General features: G+C 42.2%; 18 protein-coding genes and 2 pseudogenes. 5 read left to right on the top strand and 15 right to left on the bottom strand.

Annotated elements, in window-relative coordinates; all coding sequences use genetic code 11:
* Positions 1 to 29 precede the first annotated feature (29 nt).
* On the top strand, positions 30 to 1,103 hold the full coding sequence (locus tag AB5618_RS00790; RefSeq protein WP_148462032.1) for a helix-turn-helix transcriptional regulator: 1,074 nt from the start codon (positions 30 to 32) through the stop codon (positions 1,101 to 1,103).
* Between the two features lie 59 nt (positions 1,104 to 1,162).
* Here the strand turns inward: AB5618_RS00790 and AB5618_RS00785 are convergent, their stop codons facing one another.
* The 13 genes and pseudogenes from AB5618_RS00785 to AB5618_RS00725 all read right to left on the bottom strand — a co-directional run bounded on the left by AB5618_RS00785 (position 1,163) and on the right by AB5618_RS00725 (position 14,225).
* Entirely contained in the window at positions 1,163 to 2,014 is an 852-nt protein-coding gene (locus AB5618_RS00785) for a DegV family protein (protein ID WP_368366421.1), read from the bottom strand.
* A 27-nt stretch (positions 2,015 to 2,041) separates the two neighbouring features.
* Positions 2,042 to 2,797, bottom strand: a complete 756-nt coding sequence (locus AB5618_RS00780) for an N-acetyltransferase (RefSeq protein WP_148462030.1) — start codon at positions 2,795 to 2,797, stop codon at positions 2,042 to 2,044.
* A gap of 30 nt (positions 2,798 to 2,827) precedes the next feature.
* Positions 2,828 to 3,048: pseudogene (locus AB5618_RS00775) on the bottom strand (amidase); the annotation flags it as partial.
* 180 nt (positions 3,049 to 3,228) lie between these two features.
* A complete protein-coding gene (locus AB5618_RS00770; RefSeq protein ID WP_173735589.1) occupies positions 3,229 to 4,278 on the bottom strand; it encodes an FUSC family protein in 1,050 nt (349 codons plus the stop codon).
* Positions 4,279 to 4,358: 80 nt separating this feature from the next.
* Positions 4,359 to 5,078 (bottom strand): response regulator, encoded by a 720-nt coding sequence (locus tag AB5618_RS00765; RefSeq protein ID WP_118578082.1) that lies wholly within the window; start codon positions 5,076 to 5,078, stop codon positions 4,359 to 4,361.
* On the bottom strand, positions 5,071 to 6,708 hold the full coding sequence (locus AB5618_RS00760) for an ATP-binding protein (protein ID WP_243879963.1): 1,638 nt from the start codon (positions 6,706 to 6,708) through the stop codon (positions 5,071 to 5,073). Before AB5618_RS00760 ends, AB5618_RS00765 begins: the two co-directional genes overlap by 8 nt.
* 38 nt (positions 6,709 to 6,746) lie before the next feature.
* On the bottom strand, positions 6,747 to 7,022 hold the full coding sequence (locus tag AB5618_RS00755; RefSeq protein ID WP_173735588.1) for a hypothetical protein: 276 nt from the start codon (positions 7,020 to 7,022) through the stop codon (positions 6,747 to 6,749).
* 38 nt (positions 7,023 to 7,060) lie between these two features.
* Positions 7,061 to 7,708 carry a TrkA family potassium uptake protein gene (locus AB5618_RS00750; protein ID WP_173735587.1) on the bottom strand — a complete coding sequence of 216 codons (648 nt, stop codon included), beginning with the start codon at positions 7,706 to 7,708 and terminating at the stop codon, positions 7,061 to 7,063.
* 18 nt (positions 7,709 to 7,726) lie between these two features.
* Entirely contained in the window at positions 7,727 to 9,064 is a 1,338-nt protein-coding gene (locus AB5618_RS00745) for a TrkH family potassium uptake protein (protein WP_173735586.1), read from the bottom strand.
* A gap of 204 nt (positions 9,065 to 9,268) precedes the next feature.
* Positions 9,269 to 10,630 carry an MATE family efflux transporter gene (locus AB5618_RS00740; RefSeq protein WP_173735585.1) on the bottom strand — a complete coding sequence of 454 codons (1,362 nt, stop codon included), beginning with the start codon at positions 10,628 to 10,630 and terminating at the stop codon, positions 9,269 to 9,271.
* Between the two features lie 176 nt (positions 10,631 to 10,806).
* Positions 10,807 to 12,912 (bottom strand): ATP-binding protein, encoded by a 2,106-nt coding sequence (locus tag AB5618_RS00735; RefSeq protein WP_173735584.1) that lies wholly within the window; start codon positions 12,910 to 12,912, stop codon positions 10,807 to 10,809.
* Between the two features lie 33 nt (positions 12,913 to 12,945).
* Positions 12,946 to 13,155, bottom strand: coding sequence for a hypothetical protein (locus AB5618_RS00730; RefSeq protein ID WP_173716001.1), 210 nt, complete (start codon positions 13,153 to 13,155; stop codon positions 12,946 to 12,948).
* 245 nt (positions 13,156 to 13,400) lie between these two features.
* Positions 13,401 to 14,225: an AraC family transcriptional regulator gene (locus AB5618_RS00725; protein WP_173716000.1), complete on the bottom strand. Its 825-nt coding sequence runs from the start codon at positions 14,223 to 14,225 to the stop codon at positions 13,401 to 13,403.
* A gap of 269 nt (positions 14,226 to 14,494) precedes the next feature.
* Here AB5618_RS00725 and gnpA point away from each other — a divergent pair, with 269 nt between their 5' ends.
* The 3 genes from gnpA (at position 14,495) to AB5618_RS00710 (ending at position 18,837) form a co-directional block, all read left to right on the top strand.
* On the top strand, positions 14,495 to 16,657 hold the full coding sequence (gnpA, locus tag AB5618_RS00720) for a 1,3-beta-galactosyl-N-acetylhexosamine phosphorylase (protein WP_173769052.1): 2,163 nt from the start codon (positions 14,495 to 14,497) through the stop codon (positions 16,655 to 16,657).
* Between the two features lie 117 nt (positions 16,658 to 16,774).
* The gene (locus AB5618_RS00715; protein WP_173717776.1) at positions 16,775 to 17,491 is read left to right on the top strand and encodes a LytTR family DNA-binding domain-containing protein; all 717 of its coding nucleotides are present in this window, start codon (positions 16,775 to 16,777) and stop codon (positions 17,489 to 17,491) included.
* Between the two features lie 2 nt (positions 17,492 to 17,493).
* A complete protein-coding gene (locus tag AB5618_RS00710) occupies positions 17,494 to 18,837 on the top strand; it encodes a sensor histidine kinase (protein ID WP_173769053.1) in 1,344 nt (447 codons plus the stop codon).
* A gap of 24 nt (positions 18,838 to 18,861) precedes the next feature.
* On the opposite strand, the pseudogene AB5618_RS00705 reads toward AB5618_RS00710, so the two are convergent.
* Positions 18,862 to 18,936 (bottom strand): annotated as a pseudogene (locus AB5618_RS00705) (DUF6783 domain-containing protein); the annotation flags it as partial.
* Here AB5618_RS00705 and AB5618_RS00700 point away from each other — a divergent pair.
* A complete protein-coding gene (locus AB5618_RS00700; RefSeq protein WP_368356999.1) occupies positions 18,901 to 19,026 on the top strand; it encodes a hypothetical protein in 126 nt (41 codons plus the stop codon). The pseudogene AB5618_RS00705 and the gene AB5618_RS00700 overlap by 36 nt on opposite strands.
* On the opposite strand, the gene AB5618_RS00695 is transcribed toward AB5618_RS00700, so the two are convergent.
* Complete coding sequence (locus AB5618_RS00695; protein ID WP_195982968.1) at positions 19,004 to 19,936, bottom strand: AEC family transporter; 933 nt, start codon at positions 19,934 to 19,936, stop codon at positions 19,004 to 19,006. The two genes, AB5618_RS00700 and AB5618_RS00695, sit on opposite strands and share 23 nt — an antisense overlap.
* Positions 19,937 to 20,040: the final 104 nt, after the last annotated feature.

Raw genomic sequence — 20,040 nt, 5'->3', positions numbered from 1 at the left:
AGATATAAAGAAAAAGGGAGGTACCAAAGATGAAATTATCACTTTCTGCAAATATAAGCAAGTTGCGAAAAGAACACGCTATGACACAGGAGCAGTTAGCGGAAGCTTTAGGCGTTACCTTTGCATCTGTCTCAAAATGGGAACGGGGTGTGGCGACGCCGGAATTAAACCTGATTGCGGAGATGGCAGATCTGTTTGAGGTGTCTATCGATGCGCTTATCGGATACCAGTTTAGAAACAATAACAGAGAAACTGTAATTACAAGGCTGAAGCAGTATTCTCACGACAGAGATACTGAGGATGTTTTTTCTGATGTTGAAAAGGCATTACAGTGTTATCCGAATTGTTTTGATGTTGTTTATTACAGTGCCAGAATCTACCGTTTAAGAGGACTGACGCAAAAGAATGCTGCTTATTCAAAAAAGGCGCTTTCCCTTTGTGAACGTGCATGTATACTGATCGGACAAAACAAAGATCCGGAGATAAGTGATGTTTCTGTTCGCAGGGAAATGGCTGAAATCCATTTTGCGCTTGGGGAATATGACAAAGGAATTGCATTATTGAAAGAGAACAATCCATGTCGGCTGAATCACTCTTCGATTGGAATGGTGCTTGCGTCCTCTTGCAATGATCCGGAGGGAGCACTTCCCTTTTTATCGAGGGCATTATTAGATTTAACTGTGACGCACTTTGAAATTGTGGTGGGATATATGAATGTTTTCTGTAAGACAAAAGATTATGCAAATGCTCTAGCTCTTGTGGATTGGGCTCTTGCCTTTTATCCCGGGCTAAAAGATCCCGAAAAACAGGGATATATGGACAAAAGCGAAGCATTTCTTTGGGCACTGCGAGCGGATGTTCTGCTGTCGCTGTGTAAAAAAGAAGAAGCAATCAACAGCCTTCGGCGAGCAAAGGATGTTGCATTGCACTTCGACGAATCACCAAATTACGATGTTTCAAGTATCCGATTTGTTTTCTGTAAGACTCCTGCAAGCGCTTTTGATGATTTTGGTGATACTGCCATGATTGGGGTTGATGAATTTATCAAAAGCCAGGAAAAAAGCGAGCTGAGCAATTTATGGAAGTGTGTCAGGGATGAATAACAATTACAAAGCCAAATGAAAAACTATACTGTGCAGTTTTATAAAAAGGGGGGCATGCTTTACGATTTTGCAATATACAACACACCTAATGTGCCAGGTCCACAATGACTTGATATAACACCACCTGCCCTGGTTTCCAATATCTCATCAAAAACGCCAAGCTCTTCCAGATAAGCCCGCACTTTCTCTACAGTTTCCTGTTTACAGCCAGAATGTGTTATGAATACACGTTCTGGTCTCGCATTTTTTAAATCTTTTTCCATATCTTTAACATAGTCCATGATAACAGAATTAATTTTCCCCCGGTATTTCTTAGAAGCATTCATGGCGCCATTTTCTACTACAATCCTGGGATGCAGTTTTAAAATACCTCCGGCCATAGCCGCTACTGCATTGCAGCGTCCACCGCGGTATAAATAGGTGAGGGTATCAACCACAAAGCTTGCTCGCACATTTGGCTTTAGCCTCTCTATCTCAGAAACAATCTGGGAAGCTGTCCGGTTATTCTTTGCCATAATTGCAGCCTCTATTACAAGAAGATCGATACCTGTAGAAAGATTTGCAGAATCGATTACCTTTATCCTGTCAGAAGCCCCCAGCTCTTCAGCAGCAAGGCGCATCACATTTCCAGAGGTGGACATACCTGCTGAAATAGAAAAGCAGACAATTTCCCTTCCAGCCTCTGCATATGGGCGGAAAAGTTCCATGGCATCTGCCAGGGCAGGAGCAGAAGTTTTAGGCGTTGTCTTATTTGCGTCAGACCAGGTATAAATCTGATCCGGGGTAATGTTTTTTCCATCCTCATATTCCTTATCACCCAGAAGAATATGAAGCGGAAGAATGTCAATATCATATTTTCTCAATAATTCCTGCGAAAGGTCGCAGGTACTGTCTGAAATAATTTTTACCATATTTTTTCTCTCCTTAATAATCCCGATTCATTTTCTATCAGATTCCCGGCCTACAAGAGCCAGAAATTTTTTATCAGACTGTATTCCCTGTGTCAGAAATCTTCCATCTCTGAATAGTGCATACGTTGTCACCGGTGCAGGAACGTTCTGTGCGGCTTCTCTGCTTGTAACATGAATTACCCTGAAAGAAATATTGTGTTCTTTTGCCACTTCCGCCACACGGGGCACCCAGTAACAGGTAAAGGGACATTGATCTGTATAGTAAAGAACAAATCCTTCCTCTTCTACTTTCGGGTGTCTTGCACATTCTTTGAATTTTGGCGGCTCAGTATCTGTGTCAAATGGTAAATACATAAGAGTGATTCCGCAGTCCGAAGTATCTGCAACAGAAAATCCCTTAAATTTTAAATACTTCGGGTCTGCCAGAAATTCTTTCTTTCGCCCTTCTGAAGACAGAATACAGATTCCCTTTTTCCCTTGTTCTTTTGCATCACGAATGCATTCATTCAGCAAATCATTGGAATAGCCGTGTCCCTTCATGGAACCGGAAACCCATAAGCAGTTAATATATATATATCCGTCTGCATCAATGGGCACCCATGCATTTTCTGCAGGAATATATTCAATAAAACACTTTCCGCGCTCTGCACTCCGATAAAAAACCAGTCCTTCTTCAAAACGCTGTTTTAACCACTCTTTTTTTACGATACTGTTTTTTCCTGACATAGCACAGCAGATATGTTCCTTGTCAATGTTTTCTTTTGTAATTCTAATATAATGCATAATATCACCTTTCCCAGATATCATGATTGCTTAAATAACCTTGATCTGACACGCTTTCATGGCTTCCAGAGCCAGTTCATGACTCTCTGGCGTTACTCCTGCGCAACAGAGCGAATCTACAATGATTGGCACTTCCGGCAAAAATGGCTTCCAAAGGTAGGTTTATCAATGGGACCAGATTCCAGAAGCTCTGCAATCTCCTCCCTGATTTCCCAACCATAGGTACCGCGGATGCAATGCTCTACAGGAAGCCATATGAAATACGGCATGTTTTCTAAAAAGCCTATTTAAGCTAACTATACCACGTTATTGAGATTTCGTATACTGCAATAGGCTGATTTCAGCGTATATATTTTTGAAATTTTATATTTTCTATTGCATAAAAATAAGCCATTCAGTCAGAATTGCATCCAACCAAATGGCTACTTATATCAGTTTTCTCCTGCCATTTTTTTTGACATACCCCAATAAAACACAGCGCAAAATACCAGAGCAAAAACAACACCAAATACATTCTGAATCACTCTGAGGCTGACTGCACCCTTTAATCCATAACTCTCTGCAGCGATAGCCAAAGCGCCAAATGTATTAAATACAGCCTGCCAGCCATATTTTGCAGAAAATCCCACACCGATTCCACCAAGGATTCCTATGTATGCATAGATGGATGACGGAAGCAGGAAATACAATGCTGTAAAACAAAGAACTCCTGCAATATTTCCCACAATTCTTTTCTTCACTCTGTACTGCATGTCTTCCATAAACGGTAAGATCGCTGACATAGCTGCAATACCTGCCCACATTGCACGTGGCATTTTAAAAAGCTCTGCAATACAAAGTACAGCCGGTACACACAGGATCTGGCATAACTGCCATTTTGTCCTGGAAGAAGAGAGATCAAATTCCTGCAGTACATCCTGTATCTTTCTTTTATAAACCCGGTTTCTGTGATTCCGATAAAATACCAGACAGGTAAGTACAGCTCCTGCTGCCATTCCCACCAGTCTCATCTCATAGCTTTTCCCTGTTACGTCATATCCATACAGCAACAGATATCCAAGAACGAGTGTGGACTGATTAAACATAAATGGATTATGACAGCCGAACAGAATCAGCACTGCCAATGCAGCAATATTTAACAGCATTCCCGGTACCGGGGAAAGCTGATTTGCCAGATGTGGACACACAGTCATAACTGCGAAAAACAAAGCCAGAAGTATGGTAGACTGTCCGGTATGGATTCCGAGATCGGCATTTCGAAATACCATAAGACATAATAAGACAACGACACCTACAATACTGTTCTCATTTCCAAGCAGAATGCTGAAAATAGTAACAAATAAAAAACAAAACGCCATTGTGACCGCTACCTTCGCCATATATACAAACAGATGATAGATTTTTTCTTTTGCGGTCTCACTTTTTTTCAGCAGGTCTTTTGAACCTGCCTGATTCAACTGAAGTTCCTGATAAAATGTCATATAGCACCTCCCGTTTTTATGCAAATAGGCATTTTATCACAAACAGGAAGGTAATTCAAGAATGATTTTTAAGGAAATAATTACCTGGCCAGACTATTGCTTTCAATTCTGATCATACGATATCCGATTCCAATATGCGTCTGGATATATTGCACACCATTTTTTTCTGGTTCCAGTTTTTTTCGAAGTGTTGCCATAAAAACGCGGAGGGAAGCAATATCATTTTCAGAACACTGTCCCCAGATCTGCTGGGTAATAAATGTATGTGTCAATACTTTTCCCACATTACGGGATAAAAGGCAGAGCAGCTTATACTCAATAGGAGTCAGATGTAATTCTTCACCCTTCAGATATGCACAGCCAGCCGAATAATCGATCTCTAATTCACCATTTTTAAAAACAGAGGTTTCCTGCTGTTCTCCGGTCTGCGTTATTGCAAGTCTCCTTTGCGTAACACGAATACGCGCAAGCAATTCCTCCACGGAAAACGGTTTTGTAATATAATCATCTGCACCAGCGTCCAGTGCTTCAATTTTATCTGTATCCTCACTTCTGGCACTGATCACAATAATCGGCATGTTCGACCAGGTACGGATTTTCTTTATTACCTCTACCCCTTCCATATCTGGAAGCCCGAGATCAAGAAGAACAATATCCGGATGATGAGAGGAAGCTTCCAGAATGGCCGAAGAACCATTCTCTGCTGCCAGATATTTATAGTCATGTGTTTTTAGCGTCGTAATGATCAGATTTCTTATAGGTCTGTCATCCTCAACCACCAGAATTAATGTTTTATTCATTCAATGTCACCTCACTTAAAGGTAAAGTAAAAGTAAAATTACATCCATGGGGATCATGGTCCGTCAGAATCAGGGTTCCGTCATGGGATTCTATAATAGAGTGACAAAGCGCCAGCCCCAGTCCCAGACTTCGGTGACTATCCGCAACTGTTGTTTTGCCGGTATAAAACATCTGGAAAATATGCGGCTTCATTTCTTCCGGAATCCCAGGTCCATTATCCTCCACGCTTATCTGCGCTTTTCCATCTGTTTTAGTTCCCCGGATGCTGATTACAGTACCTGGCGGCGTATATTTTATGGCATTGTCAATTAAATTTACCAGAACCTGTATAATAAGGCGGACATCCATACGTGCAAGAACAAGTTCTTCACAGTCAGTTACGATTTTATAATCGTCATGCTTCCGGCTGATATGCCGCAGAGCCTCTGCGATCACCTCATCAAGCAGCTGATCTGTAAATTTGAATTTCAGTCTTCCATCATTTAGCCTGGTAATGGAAAGCAGATTCTCCACAACTCCGATCAGCCATTCAGAATCATCATAAATGTCCGTATAGATCTGATGCTTTGTAGCTTCATCCAGCCGTTCACTGTTGCTAAGAAGCATGTCTGCATTGCCTGAAATGGAGCAAAGGGGAGTTCGAAGATCATGGGAAATTGCCCGAAGAAGATCTGCCCGCAACTGTTCGTTTTTTGCTATCACTGCATTTTTCTCTTTTTCCATGGCATTTTGTGCGTTTTCCATTGCAAGTGCACATTCATTTATCACGGACAGCAGGATACTGTATTCAAAAGAGTCCAGTGTTTCTTTCTGCAGCGGTATTCCTATTACTCCATAAACATTGTTCCCGCTCCGGATTGCCAGATATAAGCATTTGGCCTGTGGAAAATGATGTGTGGATGCACCGGCACGCTGTCTGTTTTCATAGGCCCATCTGGCTATCTTCAGTTCTTCAGGTGTTAAAAAATCTTCCGCGTCCTCTTTTTCCTCTCCAGAGAAAAGCTTCCCTTCTGATAATGCTCCATTTTCTACTACATATGCTGTAATATTACGATTCAGCAGGCGAAGGAGCTGTGTACAGGTAACATCAAGAATCTCTATCTCTCCTTTTGCTTTCTGCAGCAAACGGTCTGTATCAAACAAAATCTGTGTACGAAAAGCAAGCTGTGCAGAAAGCTTTGCATGTGTTTTCAGCTTTGCCGCAAGTGCCCCTGTAAGTACGGATGAAATTAGCATTATGAGAAAGGTCACCGGATAACCCACTGCATAGGTCTGAAAAGACATCCTTGGTTCTGTCAGAAAAAAGCAAAATAAAAAGACACTTAAGAAAGAACCGGCTACACTGCATAGATAACCATCTGTCACAATGGAAGTAAGCAAAACCCCCAGAATGTATATGGTTACAATATTCGTGTCCGTGAAATCCAGCTTCTGAAACAGCAGACCAATCAAAGTACATACTGCAAATATAAAAACTGTCAGAAAATAATCCTTTGCAGACGGTTTTTCCATATACCATGTAAATGACCGTTTCTGGTAGTTTCCTGTTTTGACCGTATCCGGAATAATATGGATATCAATATCCGGTTCGTCTGTTTTTTTATTATCCTCTTCAATTCCCAGACTCATCCTGCCAGTCCCCTTTTTCTGCCTTTTTTGCAATTATATCATGCGACTGTATTATGGTCAAAATTCTTTTTTTCATACCCGGACTGTCCATCAAAAATTATAATTTCAGCTTCCTTATATTCAATTTTACACTCATGAATCTCTCTTAACAATTCTTCATCTGAAAGAGTATTCAAAAACAATGTCTTCGATGACTGCTGTTTTTCTTCCATATTTTCCTGAATTTCGCCCCAAAACTGATCTGCTTTATTTGCAATATAAAATCCAAGTCCAAACATACAAAATACAGTAACTGCCAATATTCCTTCTGCCATTGTCTTCACCTCTATAGCAGCCTCTCCATAACAAATGACTATATTCTGAAACATTTCTGAAGGGCTCTGTATTCTCCTAACACCAGTAATTTATGATTCTCTTCAAAATACGTATCCGGTGAAATTGCAATACCAAATTCTCCTTCATTTTTTACTGCCAGAATATTAATATTGTAGCGTTTTCTGATATCCAGTTCTCCTACTGTTTTTCCAACCCATTCTTCCGGCACTTCCACTTCAAAAATCGCATGGGATGCATCCACCTCCATATAGTCGAGGATGTGATCATCTGTGTAACGGATCGAGGCCCACTTTGCAACCTGCTTTTCCGGGTAAACCACTTTATCCGCACCATTACGCAAAAGGAATTTTTCCTGAACATCACGCTCAGCCCTGGATATCACCAGTTTCGCTCCCAGTTCTTTCAGAAGAGAAGTTGTTTCAAGAGAATTCTGAAAGCTTCCTCCAATGGTTACAAAACAGATATCGTAATTTCCTATTCCAAGGGAACGTAAAAATTCAGCATTGGTACTGTCACCAATCTGCGCATTGGTCACAAATGGTAATGCTTTATCTACTCTCTCCTCATTCCAGTCAACTGCCATAATTTCATGTCCCAGCTGATTCAGCTGCTTAGCAATATGTCTTCCAAATCTTCCAAGTCCAATAAGCAATACATTTTTCATAATTATATTTTCTCCTTCTTATCCAACTGTTATTTTCTCCAGAGGCAGTTTTGCATTTCCCCTGTTTCTTCTTGAAAGCACCGCATAAATCAGAGTCAGACCACCTACACGCCCCAGATACATCAGTATAATCAGCACAATTTGCGAAAACATATGAAGCTTCGGTGTAATTCCCAGTGTGAGTCCTACTGTTCCCACAGCTGAAGCAGCTTCATACAGGCAGTCTAAAAGAGGAAGCTCTTCATATACACTGATTGCAAGTCCGCCGCAAAAAAATAACGTAAAATAAAGCATGGCTATTGTCGCCGCATTTTTTATCACATGGTATTCCAGCCTCCTGCCAAAAGCCCCTGCATTTTCCTGGCTTCGGAATGTGGCAATTGCATTTAACAAAAGAACTGTAAACGTTGTGGTTTTCATTCCACCAGCTGTAGAACCAGGTGAACCGCCAATCAGCATTAACAATATCATAACAGCTTTTGAGGCTTCACTCATCTTTGAAATATCAATCGTGTTAAATCCGGCAGTTCTTGTAGTTACCGATTGGAACGCCGCAGCTAATAAGCGATTCCCTGCGGATAGATTTTTCAAATCACAGGTGAAGAAAAAAATGATCGGAATTAAAATCAAGCATGCAGTAGTCACAAGGATAATCTTGCTTTGCATGCGATAACGTTTAAACTTCATTTTGTTGGTATAAATATCGTCCCAGGTGAGAAAACCGATTCCCCCTATGATGATCAGAAGCATAATCACTACATTTACAAGAACATTTGCAGAATACCCGGTCAGAGAGGGAAAAGGATTTGCAGATGTTCCCAGAATATCAAATCCTGCATTACAAAAAGCGGAAATAGAATGAAAGACTGACAGCCAGATTCCCTTTCCCTTGTAATCCCATAAAAAAACCGGCAGCAGTAACACTGCCCCTGCAGCTTCAATCAAAAATGTCCCCTTTAAAATAAACCTTGTCAATCTGACGATTCCGCCAACCTTAGGCGCGGAAATCGCATCCTGCATGGTACTTCTCTGCATAAGGGATATTTTTTTACCGGAAAGAAGGGAAACAGATGCAGCCACCGTTACCACTCCCAGACCGCCTATTTGTATGAGTATAAGAATAATCGTCTGTCCTGCCAGAGACCAGTAGCTTCCGGTATCCTTTACTACAAGCCCGGTTACACATACCGCCGAAGTGGCTGTAAAAAGAGCCTCATGAAACGGAGTTGGTATTCTATCTACAGATGAAAATGGAAGCATTAAAAGAATGCTTCCCAAAAGGATCACTCCTGCAAATCCCAGAATTATTAGCTGAAAAGATGTCAGATGTTTTTTCTTATATGATTTTTCCGGCATAAATGATCAAAACTCCTTACGAATGATTACTTTTTTGTTGCACCCATTATATATAATTGCCTTTAAAGATGGTATAAGAGTATCTGATTCTGTATTAAGATTGTATAAAGATGTGTTTCCGCCATATTCAGCCTGAATTCGGTTGCCGTAGCAAAAAAATAAGCCATTCAGTCAGAAACATATCCAACCAAATGGCTTTTATTCTTATCTTCTATCCAGTATTTTATCAAATCGTCTGAAGAAAGTTGAAGTTGTAATGATTGCTGCCAGTATATCGCTGATTGGTTCAGCCAGAAAAACGGCAAATACCTTATTCTGAATGAAAAGCGGCAGAATAAAGATCAGCGGAATCAACAGGATCAGTTTTCTTAAGCATGCAAGCAGCAGACTGACTTTCGCCTGTCCCAGTGCCATAAAGCTCTGCTGACAGGAAACCTGAAATCCCAGTGAAAAAATACCTGCCATATAGATTCTCAGTGCCCATGCGGTATACGTGATCAGATCCGTATCATTAGAGAAAATACCTGCAAAGAGCCTGGGAAACAGAAGCATGATCAGCCAGAAGCAGCCGGTAAAAACCGTGCAGACTGTAAACTGCGTAAAAAATGCTTTTTTAACACGCTCTTTATTGCCGGCACCGAAATTATAACTCATGATCGGCTGTCCGCCCTGGCATATTCCCTGCAGCGGTAAGGTTGCAAGCTGGCTGACACTTGTGATAATAGTCATGGCTCCAACCGCAAGATCTCCGCCATATCTTGAAAGGCTGGAGGTGAAACTGATGGACAGAATACTTTCTGTGGACAACATGACAAAAGTGGATATTCCAAGCCCCAGGCATGGTAAAATAATATTTTTTTGTAATTTGAAATTCTCTTTCCTGAGATGGAGAATGGTCTTTTTTCCTGACAGGAAACGAAGAATCCAGATAGCACCAACAGCCTGACTCAAAACAGTAGCAATTGCAGCACCGCTTACGCCCAGGTCAAATACAAAAATAAAAACAGGATCCAGAATAATGTTGATCACCGCACCGATCACAGTAGTCATCATACTGATCTTTGCAAATCCCTGTGTGGTGATAAAAGGATTCATTCCCATTACGATCAGGACAAAAATACTTCCCAGTATATAAATTCTTGCGTATGACACTCCATAAGGAAGGGTCTTATCACTGGCACCAAACATTGTCAGAAGCTGTGGAGCGAAAGCGAAAAAAATCACCGTAAGGGCCACAGCCATAAGAATAAGAAGCGAAAAACAGTTTCCAAGAATCTTTTCCGCTGTCGCATTATCCTTTTTTCCCATGGAAATTGCAGCTCTGGGAGCACCTCCTGAACCTGCGAGCATGGCAAAGGCATTAATCAGCATAAGAATTGGCGTAAATAACCCCACACCGGTTAATGCTGCCGCGCCAACACCGGGAATGTGTCCAATATAAATACGGTCTACAATGTTGTACAAAAGATTAATGATCTGTGCCACAACAGCAGGAATTGCAAGCTGCGCCAAAAGACGTGGGATTTTTTCCGTTTCCATTGCCTGTGTATTAGATTTACTACTCATATCTGTTTTCTCCTGACAAATTTTTTGACATAAACCAATAAAATATAAACGAATTATGTCTTCTGATTTTAACTCATATATTTGTCAATATCAAGCTTCTTTTCTGATTTTGCAACGATCAAGGATGCAGCTGTTGCTCATTGCACGCATCCTTCCTCCACTGATCAACAGCCTGTTTACAGCTTATGTTTTCTCCTCCAGATACAATCCTTAAGTACATTTACAAGCCTTGCCGGTTCAAGGGGTTTGGTAAGATGCTCATCCATGCCAGATATCCGGCTGTTTATAATGTCTTCTGCAAATGCATTGGCACTCATGGCAATAACCGGTACGCGCTCTGCATCTGATCTTTTCATGGAACGAATTCTCCGGGCAGTATCCCAGCCGTTTAAGTTTGGCATCATGATATCCATTAAAATCACGTCATAATACCCTGGCTCGGACTTTTCAAATTTCCCAATTGCCTCCAGTCCGTCTTTGGCGCAATCCACAAGAAGCCCGTTATCTTCCAGGATAAAGCTGGCGATTTCCCTGTTCAGCTCATTATCATCAACTACTAATGCCCGGAGACCTTCAAGGGAAATCGTATTCTGGTCCTTTACAAAATCTTCCAGTTTCCGGGCTTTTTCTGCTTCTCCGATTTTGAACGGAATTGTCATGATCACAGTTGTGCCGGTTCCCTCTTTACTTTCGATCCGGATCGTGCCGCCCATTCTGTCTGCCAGCTTCTTTGCAATGGGAAGTCCCAGTCCGGTGCCTTCATATTTCGACCGGCTGGTTTCCTTCTCCTGGGCAAAAAGGTCAAACGCATGTGCCACAAACTCCTGGCTCATACCAGGACCATTATCTGCACAGCCAAATTCATACACTACCCGCTTTTCATCTGCAAACTTCTCTTTACACCATACATGGATTCTTCCGCCTGGTTCTGTAAATTTCACCGCATTATCAGAAATCGCATTCAGAAGCCGTTCCAAATAAACAGAATTTCCGGTTAATAATATATGACTTAGCTCTGATTTTTCCCAATCCACAATGCATTCTATATTTTTCTCAGCTGCCTGAAGCTGCTTTTCTGTGTTGATCCTGCTCAGGATTTCTGTCAGATCAAAAGTAAGCTCCTGATCAACAATATCTCCCGACTCCAGTTTATTCATATCCAGTATATCGTTTACAAGGGAAACCAGATATCTGGAGGAATCCATAATCTTATCCCTGCATTTTTGTTGTATTTCAGGGTCATTGGGATAACGGTTTGCCAGTTCAACCATGCCTATGATCCCATTCATAGGAGTTCGGATATCATGGCTCATATTAGACAGAAACCTGGTTTTAACCGCCGCATCCTTCTTTGCTTCTGCAACCTGGTATATAAGAGTCTGCTCCCTTCTCTTCGCATCACTGATACTTCGAATCGCACAAAGAACATGGGTCAGGCGGCCAGTCTCATCCCTTTTCTTCTCAATAAAGCGCAGACTATGCCAGCTTCCATCCTTCATCCGGTATTCCATAACGACGGATTCTTCGTCTTTCATTCGTTCCGGCAGTGTAGAGATATCTGTAAATTTTTCAAAAGCATCCTGATACTCTTCTGCCACCAGTCCACGGCAAACTCTTTTGTTGTTTTCAGACAGAGTACCTGAATGAATATATTTCAGATGCTCCACATCCCTGTTGGAAATTTCCTCAAAATAATCCGCCTGGATATCAATTCTGGAAATATATTGGTACGTTCTGGCAATGGAGGAAATGATCTCATTTCCTAATCTGGCCTCATTCAATGCTTTTTGCAGTTTCTCCTGGATTTCCTTTTCTTTGTAAAGGATACTGTCTATATTGCGATATCCAAGAAAAGCATCAAAGGTCTCATCATCTGTCTTTCCCTTCACTACATAGGCTTCATAATAGCTATCTTTCCCTTCCTTTGAAACACTGTGGTAATGGTAAGTAAACTTCTCTTCATGTAAAAGCCTTCTTTTCATATTTGCGCAAAGATGCCAGTCTATAAACTCTTCTTTCTCTTCATCCAGAATAAAATTGTCTGCATATCTTCTCACATATTCATCAAAATTTTCAGGCGGATGGGGATCTTTCTCCGCCAGCTGCCTGGCATTGGTATTCGCATCCAGTCTCAGTATTTCATATTTGCCGGAATTAAGATCTATCCGGTATAAAGATACATACTCGGGCAATAATCTGCTTAAAACATATTGTTCTTTCACCGGATAATCATTTACATCCTGCCTTTGATCGTCTGTCTTTGTTTTTTCTCGTGAAAGCATAATACCGTTTTAAATTTATCCTTTCTTTTGCTGTTAACATTTGTTTTTGCATGCCAGGCATAAACCACCACGGACGTTTCTGGTGGAGCCGCATAACTTGCAAATCTCTGTTATTTCCGGCTTCCAATCGCTGTCCAGCCTCTTCAGGCCTCCGCTGACCTGATCCAACGCTTCATCATCCAGCTCAACAGCTGCCTGACTCATAGGCTTCATGCTCTCTTTTTTGTCATTCACTTCTTTCATAATAGTTTCCTCCTGTATATGATTTTAATATGATTTCACTTTTTACTATAGTAATTATACAAGTTTTTACTTGTGTCTTCAACTGTTTTTTGGCATTTTAGCCAAAACGTTACTGGTCACTCCGTGACTAGTACATCGAAAATTAAGTATCTGCTATATTGACGCAGGATGATTTCGTGCCGCAATTCTCGGGTTTTCTGTGAACCTTGTTCACAAAAAACGCCTCGCGGAAATAATATCTCTGTTTATTCACGCCTGCTTCGTCTGTACTCCATAGCCGTCATACCGCAAGATTTCCGAAAACTCTGCGCCAGATAGCTCTGGGAAGAAAAGCCTGCAAGATGGGCAATGTCAGAAATATCGTGATCTGTATTTTCCAGAAGATTTTTGCAAACCTCAATCCTGCGCCGGTTCAGATAGTTAATGGGAGAAATCCCATAATATCGGGTAAACTCGTGGCTTAGATAATACTTGTTCAGATGACTTAATGCAGCCAGCTGATCCAGATTGATGTCCTCCCCATAGTTAGAATCCAGATAGCGCTTGATCTGTGCACACTCTTTACTTGGATGAAAAGAAGGCACCAGCTGAAAGCCGGAATCTGTAATCCTGCGAAGCTGGGCAATAAGAATGGAAAGCGTGTGTCTGCAAATCTCTTCATAACCCTCTTTTTTTTCATCTAATTCCTGAAAAAGGGAGTGAAAATAAAACAAAAGATCTGTATTAATCTTCCGGCAGTTGAAAATCTGGAATTCCTTCTGATCCCGGAAAGAAAAACTGATTCCATCCACTCCTACAGTATAATAAGAAAGGGGCGCAGCGCTCTGAGAAGTTTCCGTGTGCAGGATATGTGGATTGATAATGACCAGATCATCCCTGGCAATGGAAAAGCGCTGATTTTCTATAAGAAATTCGCCGCTTCCTCTGGAAACATAAAAAAGCTCCGTAAAAGCATGGGTATGAGGAATGCTGGGCCAGTCCTCTTCGTATCTGGAGGATGAGGCATTCACCAGAACTGCTTCTGTAGAAAGTGGATTATCATTGGAAAAAGAAAAGGAACGTGTACTCATAGATTCTCCTTACGTATCATAAACTATAGTTTGTTGTCTGCGCTGTCAGCTCCCGATATTTCGAATACAGTGTCTGCAAGCAGCAATGAAAAAAGCTCGCACACTTAGAGTACCATGAAACGGAAAATACAGCAAGATTTCTAAAAACCATAGCAACAACTCTGTTGAAAAACAGCTGTCAAAAACGTATTCTTATATTATAGGAAAAACAACCATCAAACAATATTAACAACCTTTGTAAATAAAAAAGAGAAAAGCGAGGTCGCAAAATGGAACAGAAAAAAGGCAGAGTTACCATTCCTACCAACCTGGATGTGGTAAAGGAAACACTGGATATTATGAATGAGTGGGGCGCAGATGCCATCCGTGACTGTGATGGAACCGAATTCCCACAGGAGCTGAAGGACACCGGTGCGAAAATCTACGCTACCTACTATACCACCCGAAAGGACAATGCCTGGGCAAAGGCTAATCCGGATGAGATCCAGCAAATGTACATTATGAGTTCTTTCCACACTGCAACATCAGACAAACTGGAGATCCACCTTATGGATCACCTGTACCCGGATATGCTGAAGGTGAACACACGCGATGATATCACAAAGTGGTGGGAAGTGATCGACCGCACCACAGGAGAAGTGGTTCCGGCAAGTCAGTGGCATTATGAAGAAGCGAGCGGAAATGTGGTAATTACACCTGTAAAACCGTTCCATGAGTATACCGTCAGTTTCCTGGCTTATATTATGTGGGATCCGGTGCATATGTACAATGCAGTGGTAAACGACTGGAAAGATGTAGAGCCGCAGATCACATTTGATGTGCGCCAGCCAAAAACAAGAGCTCATTCCCTGGAGCGCCTCCGCAGATTCCTTGACACCCATCAGTATGTGGATGTGGTACGCTTCACCACCTTTTTCCATCAGTTCACCCTGATCTTTGATGAGCTGGCAAGGGAAAAATATGTGGACTGGTTCGGTTATTCCGCATCTGTCAGTCCATATGTGCTGGAGCAGTTCGAAAAAGAGGTCGGCTATCCATTCCGCCCGGAATACATTATCGACCAGGGCTACATGAACAATACCTATCGCATTCCATCTAAGGAATTCAAGGACTTCCAGGCATTCCAGCGTCGCGAGGTTGCGAAGCTTGCAAAGGAGATGGTAGACATTGTCCATGAATATGGCAAAGAAGCCATGATGTTCATGGGTGACCACTGGATCGGCATGGAGCCATTTATGGATGAGTTTGCTTCCATCGGTCTTGATGCTGTGGTTGGAAGTGTGGGAAATGGTGCAACCCTGCGTCTGTTCAGCGATATTAAAAATGTAAAATACACGGAAGGACGATTTCTTCCATACTTTTTCCCGGACACCTTCCACGAAGGTGGAGACCCGGTGAAAGAGGCGAAGGTAAACTGGGTAACTGCAAGGCGTGCCATTCTCAGAAGCCCCATCCAGAGAATTGGTTATGGCGGATATCTGAAGCTGGCTCTTCAGTTCCCAGATTTTGTCCAGTATATTAAAGAGGTCTGCCAGGAATTCCGTACCCTTTATGATAATATCCAGGGTGTGACTCCTTACTGCGTGAAACGTGTTGCTGTGTTAAACTGCTGGGGCCGCATGCGTTCCTGGGGCAATCATATGGTACATCACGCAATCTATTACAAACAGAATTACTCTTATTTTGGCATTATTGAGGCATTAAGCGGTGCACCCTTTGATGTATCCTTTATCAGTTTTGATGATATTCTGGCAGATAAGGATCTGCTGAAAAAATTTGATGTTGTGATCAATGTAGGGGATGCGGATACTGCGCAAAGCGGCGGCGAGTACTGGGTAAATGAAACCATTATTACTGCTGTAAAGGAGTTCGTTTACAATGGTGGCGGTTTCATCGGAGTTGGCGAGCCTGCAGCCCATCAGTGGCAGGGAAAATTCTTCCAGCTGGATGATGTACTGGGTGTGGAAGAAGAAAGAGGCTTCAATTTAAATACCGATAAATACAACTGGGAGGAACACAGAGACCACTTTATTCTGGCTGATGTAGAAGGTGATGTGGACTTCGGTGAGGGCAAAAAGAATATTTTTGCGCTTCCGGAAACCCAGATCCTGATCCAGAATGACCATGAGGTTCAGATGGCAGTAAAAACCTTTGGAAAAGGCCGCGGTGTTTACATCAGCGGACTTCCATACAGCTTCAGAAACAGCCGTGTACTCTACCGTGCGGTTCTCTGGTCTGCATCTGCCGAGGACGAACTGAACCGATGGTATTCCACCAATTATAATGTAGAAGTCCACGCTTATGTAAAGAATGGCAAGTACTGTGTCGTAAACAATACTTACGAGCCACAGGATACAGTTGTCTATAAAGGAGATGGCAGCAGCTTCCCGCTTCATATGGATGCAAACGAAATTAAATGGTACCAGATTTAATAGTCATAGGTTTATTATAATTAAACCACATCCTATTTCAATAATTCTGTCACGAAGTGTTGGAAAATGGCACGAATGGTATTATAATAAACCTATCACAAAACAAAGGAAACCATTATGAGAATTGCAATTGTTGATGACATTAAAGAAGAGCGTGACAAGCTCGCAGACGTACTGACGAAACAGCTTTCCAGACGTGGGATTCACGTAAATTTATTTGAATTTGAAAATGGAGAAGATTTTCTTATTGCGGCAAAGGAACGTCCTTTCACCGTCGTTTTTCTGGACATCTACATGAGTGGTGCAAATGGGATCGAGACTGCCAGAGAGCTTCGGATATTTGACTCAGATGCACTTTTAATTTTTACTACCACTTCTACGGATCATGCTCTGGATGGGTTCAAGGTCCGTGCCATGCACTACCTTGTGAAGCCATATCCCGAAAATGAGATTTCAGACCTGATCGATGAGGTTCTTTCCCGGATCCCGGATTCTGGAAAATACATAGATATAAAAGTAAACGGAAGCAATGTGCAGGTTCCGTTTCGACATATTATATACGCAGAACATTTTTCCCATATGATCCATATTCACACCACTGGCGGCAAAGAGCTGATCACCCGCCAGTCCTTCGAAGCCTTTACTACATCCCTAAAAATGGATCCAAGATTTTATCTTTGCAGCAGAGGCGTTGTGATCAATCTGGAGCATGCTGTTGATTTTGATGGAGCCCTGTTTATCCTGGACGATGAAACCCGGATTTCCGTCAGCCGGAAGCTGGTCAAAAATGCAAGACAGACTTTTATGGATTTTCTGTTTCAAAGGGGACATTGAATATGAATACTATATTAAGACCTGTTCTGGAGCTTACGGTAATGATTTCCGGTCTGTTCCTTGCCTATCTGCCGGTACAGACCTATCTGAAACAACCGCCCGGCAGACTGGCTGCATGGCTTGCACCTCTTCTGGCAGGAATCTGTCTCCTGGAAGGAGGATTTTGTTACTTTCTTAACATTCCTACCAGCTCAGTGCTTTTTCCCACTCTGCTGGTACTGATGCTGATCTATCACAAAAGCCTGACTATCTCTATCTGGAAATCCGGCAGCATTTTTCTGGCAGTATGTGGGGTCTTTGCCTGTGTAAACAGCCTTTCCAGAGCAGTGAATGCCATTGTGGCAGAAAGACTTGGACTTCCGGAAACAGAGATCTGGTTTCACACCAGTGCCGGTATTTTTTACAATGTAATATGTCTGCTGTTCGTTGCTGCCGCCTGGTACCCGGCCTCCCATGCAGCCCGCACTATGATCGATGACGAAAATTTAGCCCAGACCTGGTATGTTTTCTGGATACTGCCACTGATTTTTATAGGTCTGAATCTCTTTATGATTCCCAAATATGAGGGAACTCTGTATACTGGACGTATTTTGCAGGGCTACATTGTGATCAGCCTGATGCTTCTTGTAATTCTCATGCTGTTTTACACAATGTTTCTTATGATGGCCAACAGCCTGAATAAAAATGCAAGGCTTCAGCAGGAAAATCATTTTCTCTCCCTTCAGCAGGCACGATATGAGAACCTTTGCTCTGCCATAGAGGAGGCAAGGCAGGCACGACACGATATCCGCCATCACTTTTTGCAGCTTTCTTCCCTTGCGGAAAAGGGAGATCTGGAAAAAATAAAAGAATACCTTTCCAATGCAAACAGTAAAATTCCAGACTACGACCTGCATTTTTGTGAAAACCAGGCGGCTGACAGCGTGATCAGCCATTATGCCGCTCTGGCAAAACGGGAGAACATTCCTTTCCGGGCAAAGGCCGATCTGCCAGCCCACATTTCCATAGACCAGATTGATATGTGCTTGGTTCTCTCCAACCTTCTGGAAAATGCTCTGGAAGCCAGTCTGAAAGCAAAGTCTTCCAACAGGAGAATCCATGCAGAGGTTTACCTTCATCATAAGCACCTTCTCCTGATCCAGGTGGAAAATACCTTTGAAGGAAAAATACAGGAGAAAAATCATATTTTCCAGTCGTCCAAGCGTCCCGGAAACGGAGTGGGAATCCAGTCTGTCCGCCACATTGCAGAAAAAAACGGAGGAGACAGCAGCTTCACTTATGAAAATGGTGTTTTTACTGCAAAAATTATGCTGCGCATACAGAAAACAGCCGTTTCCCATCCATAACCAAAGCAGAGAGGTTTCATGCAGACACGCTCTGGAACGTGTCGAAAAAATCATTCCCGCAATCTGCACGCCCCACTTTGCGGTATATTTTCCCCGAATCCAACAAAAAAAGAAAGCTGCAGAACAATATCAGAAATGATACTGTCTGAAGCTTTCTTTTTCTGCATCAATAAACTACAAATGCCATGACCACATACACCAGTATGGATATCAGGCAATACAGAGAATTGGTGGTGGAAACATAAGCGCTTCCATCCTCACTCTTCAGGAAGGTCTGCATACTGAATGTGGCTGGAGCGGACATGTAGCTGATCACTGCAAGGTTCAAAAGCAGATGATCTCCCACTATGTAATGTATTGCCAGCAGCACTCCCCCGATCATGACTGCCTGAAGAAGAATACGAAGTACAATGGTCCTGATACATGGGGAAAGAAGTTTCTTATCAAATTCAATGCTGAATCCTACCACCAGCAGAATAACTGAGGTTATGGAAGTGGTGAGAATGTTCTCCACACTTGTATAGGTACCTGCAAACGGTCCGGCAAGAAGCTTCTGCACCACACCGGTAAGTCCGGCAATGATTCCCAGCACACTTGCAATAAACGCCGGTGTACGTATTGCACTGGAAAACAGTTTTCCCGGATCGATCTTTTCCCCGTTTTCTACCTGTCCGAGCATTCCCATATAGACGCTGAAGCCAAACAAAAGGCCTGCAATATCCAGCACAGCGATCTGGGAAAGATTCTCCGCTCCGCAAAGGCTGGTATATAAAGGATAGGCCATGGAACCGCCTTCGTATACACTGACCATAAAGGGCAGATATTTCCGGTAACGCTCTGCCGGCATAAGCGGGCGGAGTAAAAAACCGATGCTAAAGGAAACAACCAGCATTACAAACATAATTCCAACCAGAATTCCGGTTTCTTTATTATATTCTGACGTAGCAAGGGCATGGAAAATTGCCACAGGAAGCATGATCTGGGTCACCAGAAGCTTCATATTGTTAATTCCATTCTGATCCAGCAGTTTCAGCCGCTTGCAGGCCATACCCAGAAGGATCATCACCAGTACGGGCAAAATAATTTCCAATACTTTCATTCTATGCACACTTTCTATGTATTTCTTAATATTGTATTTTGGTATTTCTTAATCCAGACTCTTCCTGATTTCTTACCTTACAGGATATTTCGTATGGCAAACTC

Origin of the sequence: Ruminococcus sp. J1101004sp1_RTP21198st1_B9_RTP21198_201120, from assembly GCF_040924245.1 — a bacterium.
Classification (GTDB): Bacteria; Bacillota; Clostridia; order Lachnospirales; family Lachnospiraceae; genus Blautia_A; species Blautia_A faecis.
The sequence above is the reverse complement of the archived record's forward strand: the minus strand, read 5'-3'. Positions and strand labels throughout refer to the sequence as shown.

Bases quoted from the DNA above. Each gene is read 5' to 3' on its own strand.
- AB5618_RS00710 (WP_173769053.1), top strand. From the start codon at position 17,494: ATGAATACTATATTAAGACCTGTTCTGGAGCTTACGGTAATGATTTCC.
- AB5618_RS00760 (WP_243879963.1), bottom strand. From the start codon at position 6,708: ATGAGTCTGGGAATTGAAGAGGATAATAAAAAAACAGACGAACCGGAT.
- AB5618_RS00730 (WP_173716001.1), bottom strand. From the start codon at position 13,155: ATGAAAGAAGTGAATGACAAAAAAGAGAGCATGAAGCCTATGAGTCAG.
- AB5618_RS00735 (WP_173735584.1), bottom strand. From the start codon at position 12,912: ATGCTTTCACGAGAAAAAACAAAGACAGACGATCAAAGGCAGGATGTA.
- AB5618_RS00725 (WP_173716000.1), bottom strand. From the start codon at position 14,225: ATGAGTACACGTTCCTTTTCTTTTTCCAATGATAATCCACTTTCTACA.
- AB5618_RS00790 (WP_148462032.1), top strand. From the start codon at position 30: ATGAAATTATCACTTTCTGCAAATATAAGCAAGTTGCGAAAAGAACAC.
- gnpA (WP_173769052.1), top strand. From the start codon at position 14,495: ATGGAACAGAAAAAAGGCAGAGTTACCATTCCTACCAACCTGGATGTG.
- AB5618_RS00780 (WP_148462030.1), bottom strand. From the start codon at position 2,797: ATGCATTATATTAGAATTACAAAAGAAAACATTGACAAGGAACATATC.
- AB5618_RS00785 (WP_368366421.1), bottom strand. From the start codon at position 2,014: ATGGTAAAAATTATTTCAGACAGTACCTGCGACCTTTCGCAGGAATTA.
- AB5618_RS00715 (WP_173717776.1), top strand. From the start codon at position 16,775: ATGAGAATTGCAATTGTTGATGACATTAAAGAAGAGCGTGACAAGCTC.
- AB5618_RS00695 (WP_195982968.1), bottom strand. From the start codon at position 19,936: ATGAAAGTATTGGAAATTATTTTGCCCGTACTGGTGATGATCCTTCTG.
- AB5618_RS00755 (WP_173735588.1), bottom strand. From the start codon at position 7,022: ATGGCAGAAGGAATATTGGCAGTTACTGTATTTTGTATGTTTGGACTT.
- AB5618_RS00740 (WP_173735585.1), bottom strand. From the start codon at position 10,630: ATGAGTAGTAAATCTAATACACAGGCAATGGAAACGGAAAAAATCCCA.
- AB5618_RS00765 (WP_118578082.1), bottom strand. From the start codon at position 5,078: ATGAATAAAACATTAATTCTGGTGGTTGAGGATGACAGACCTATAAGA.
- AB5618_RS00770 (WP_173735589.1), bottom strand. From the start codon at position 4,278: ATGACATTTTATCAGGAACTTCAGTTGAATCAGGCAGGTTCAAAAGAC.
- AB5618_RS00750 (WP_173735587.1), bottom strand. From the start codon at position 7,708: ATGAAAAATGTATTGCTTATTGGACTTGGAAGATTTGGAAGACATATT.
- AB5618_RS00745 (WP_173735586.1), bottom strand. From the start codon at position 9,064: ATGCCGGAAAAATCATATAAGAAAAAACATCTGACATCTTTTCAGCTA.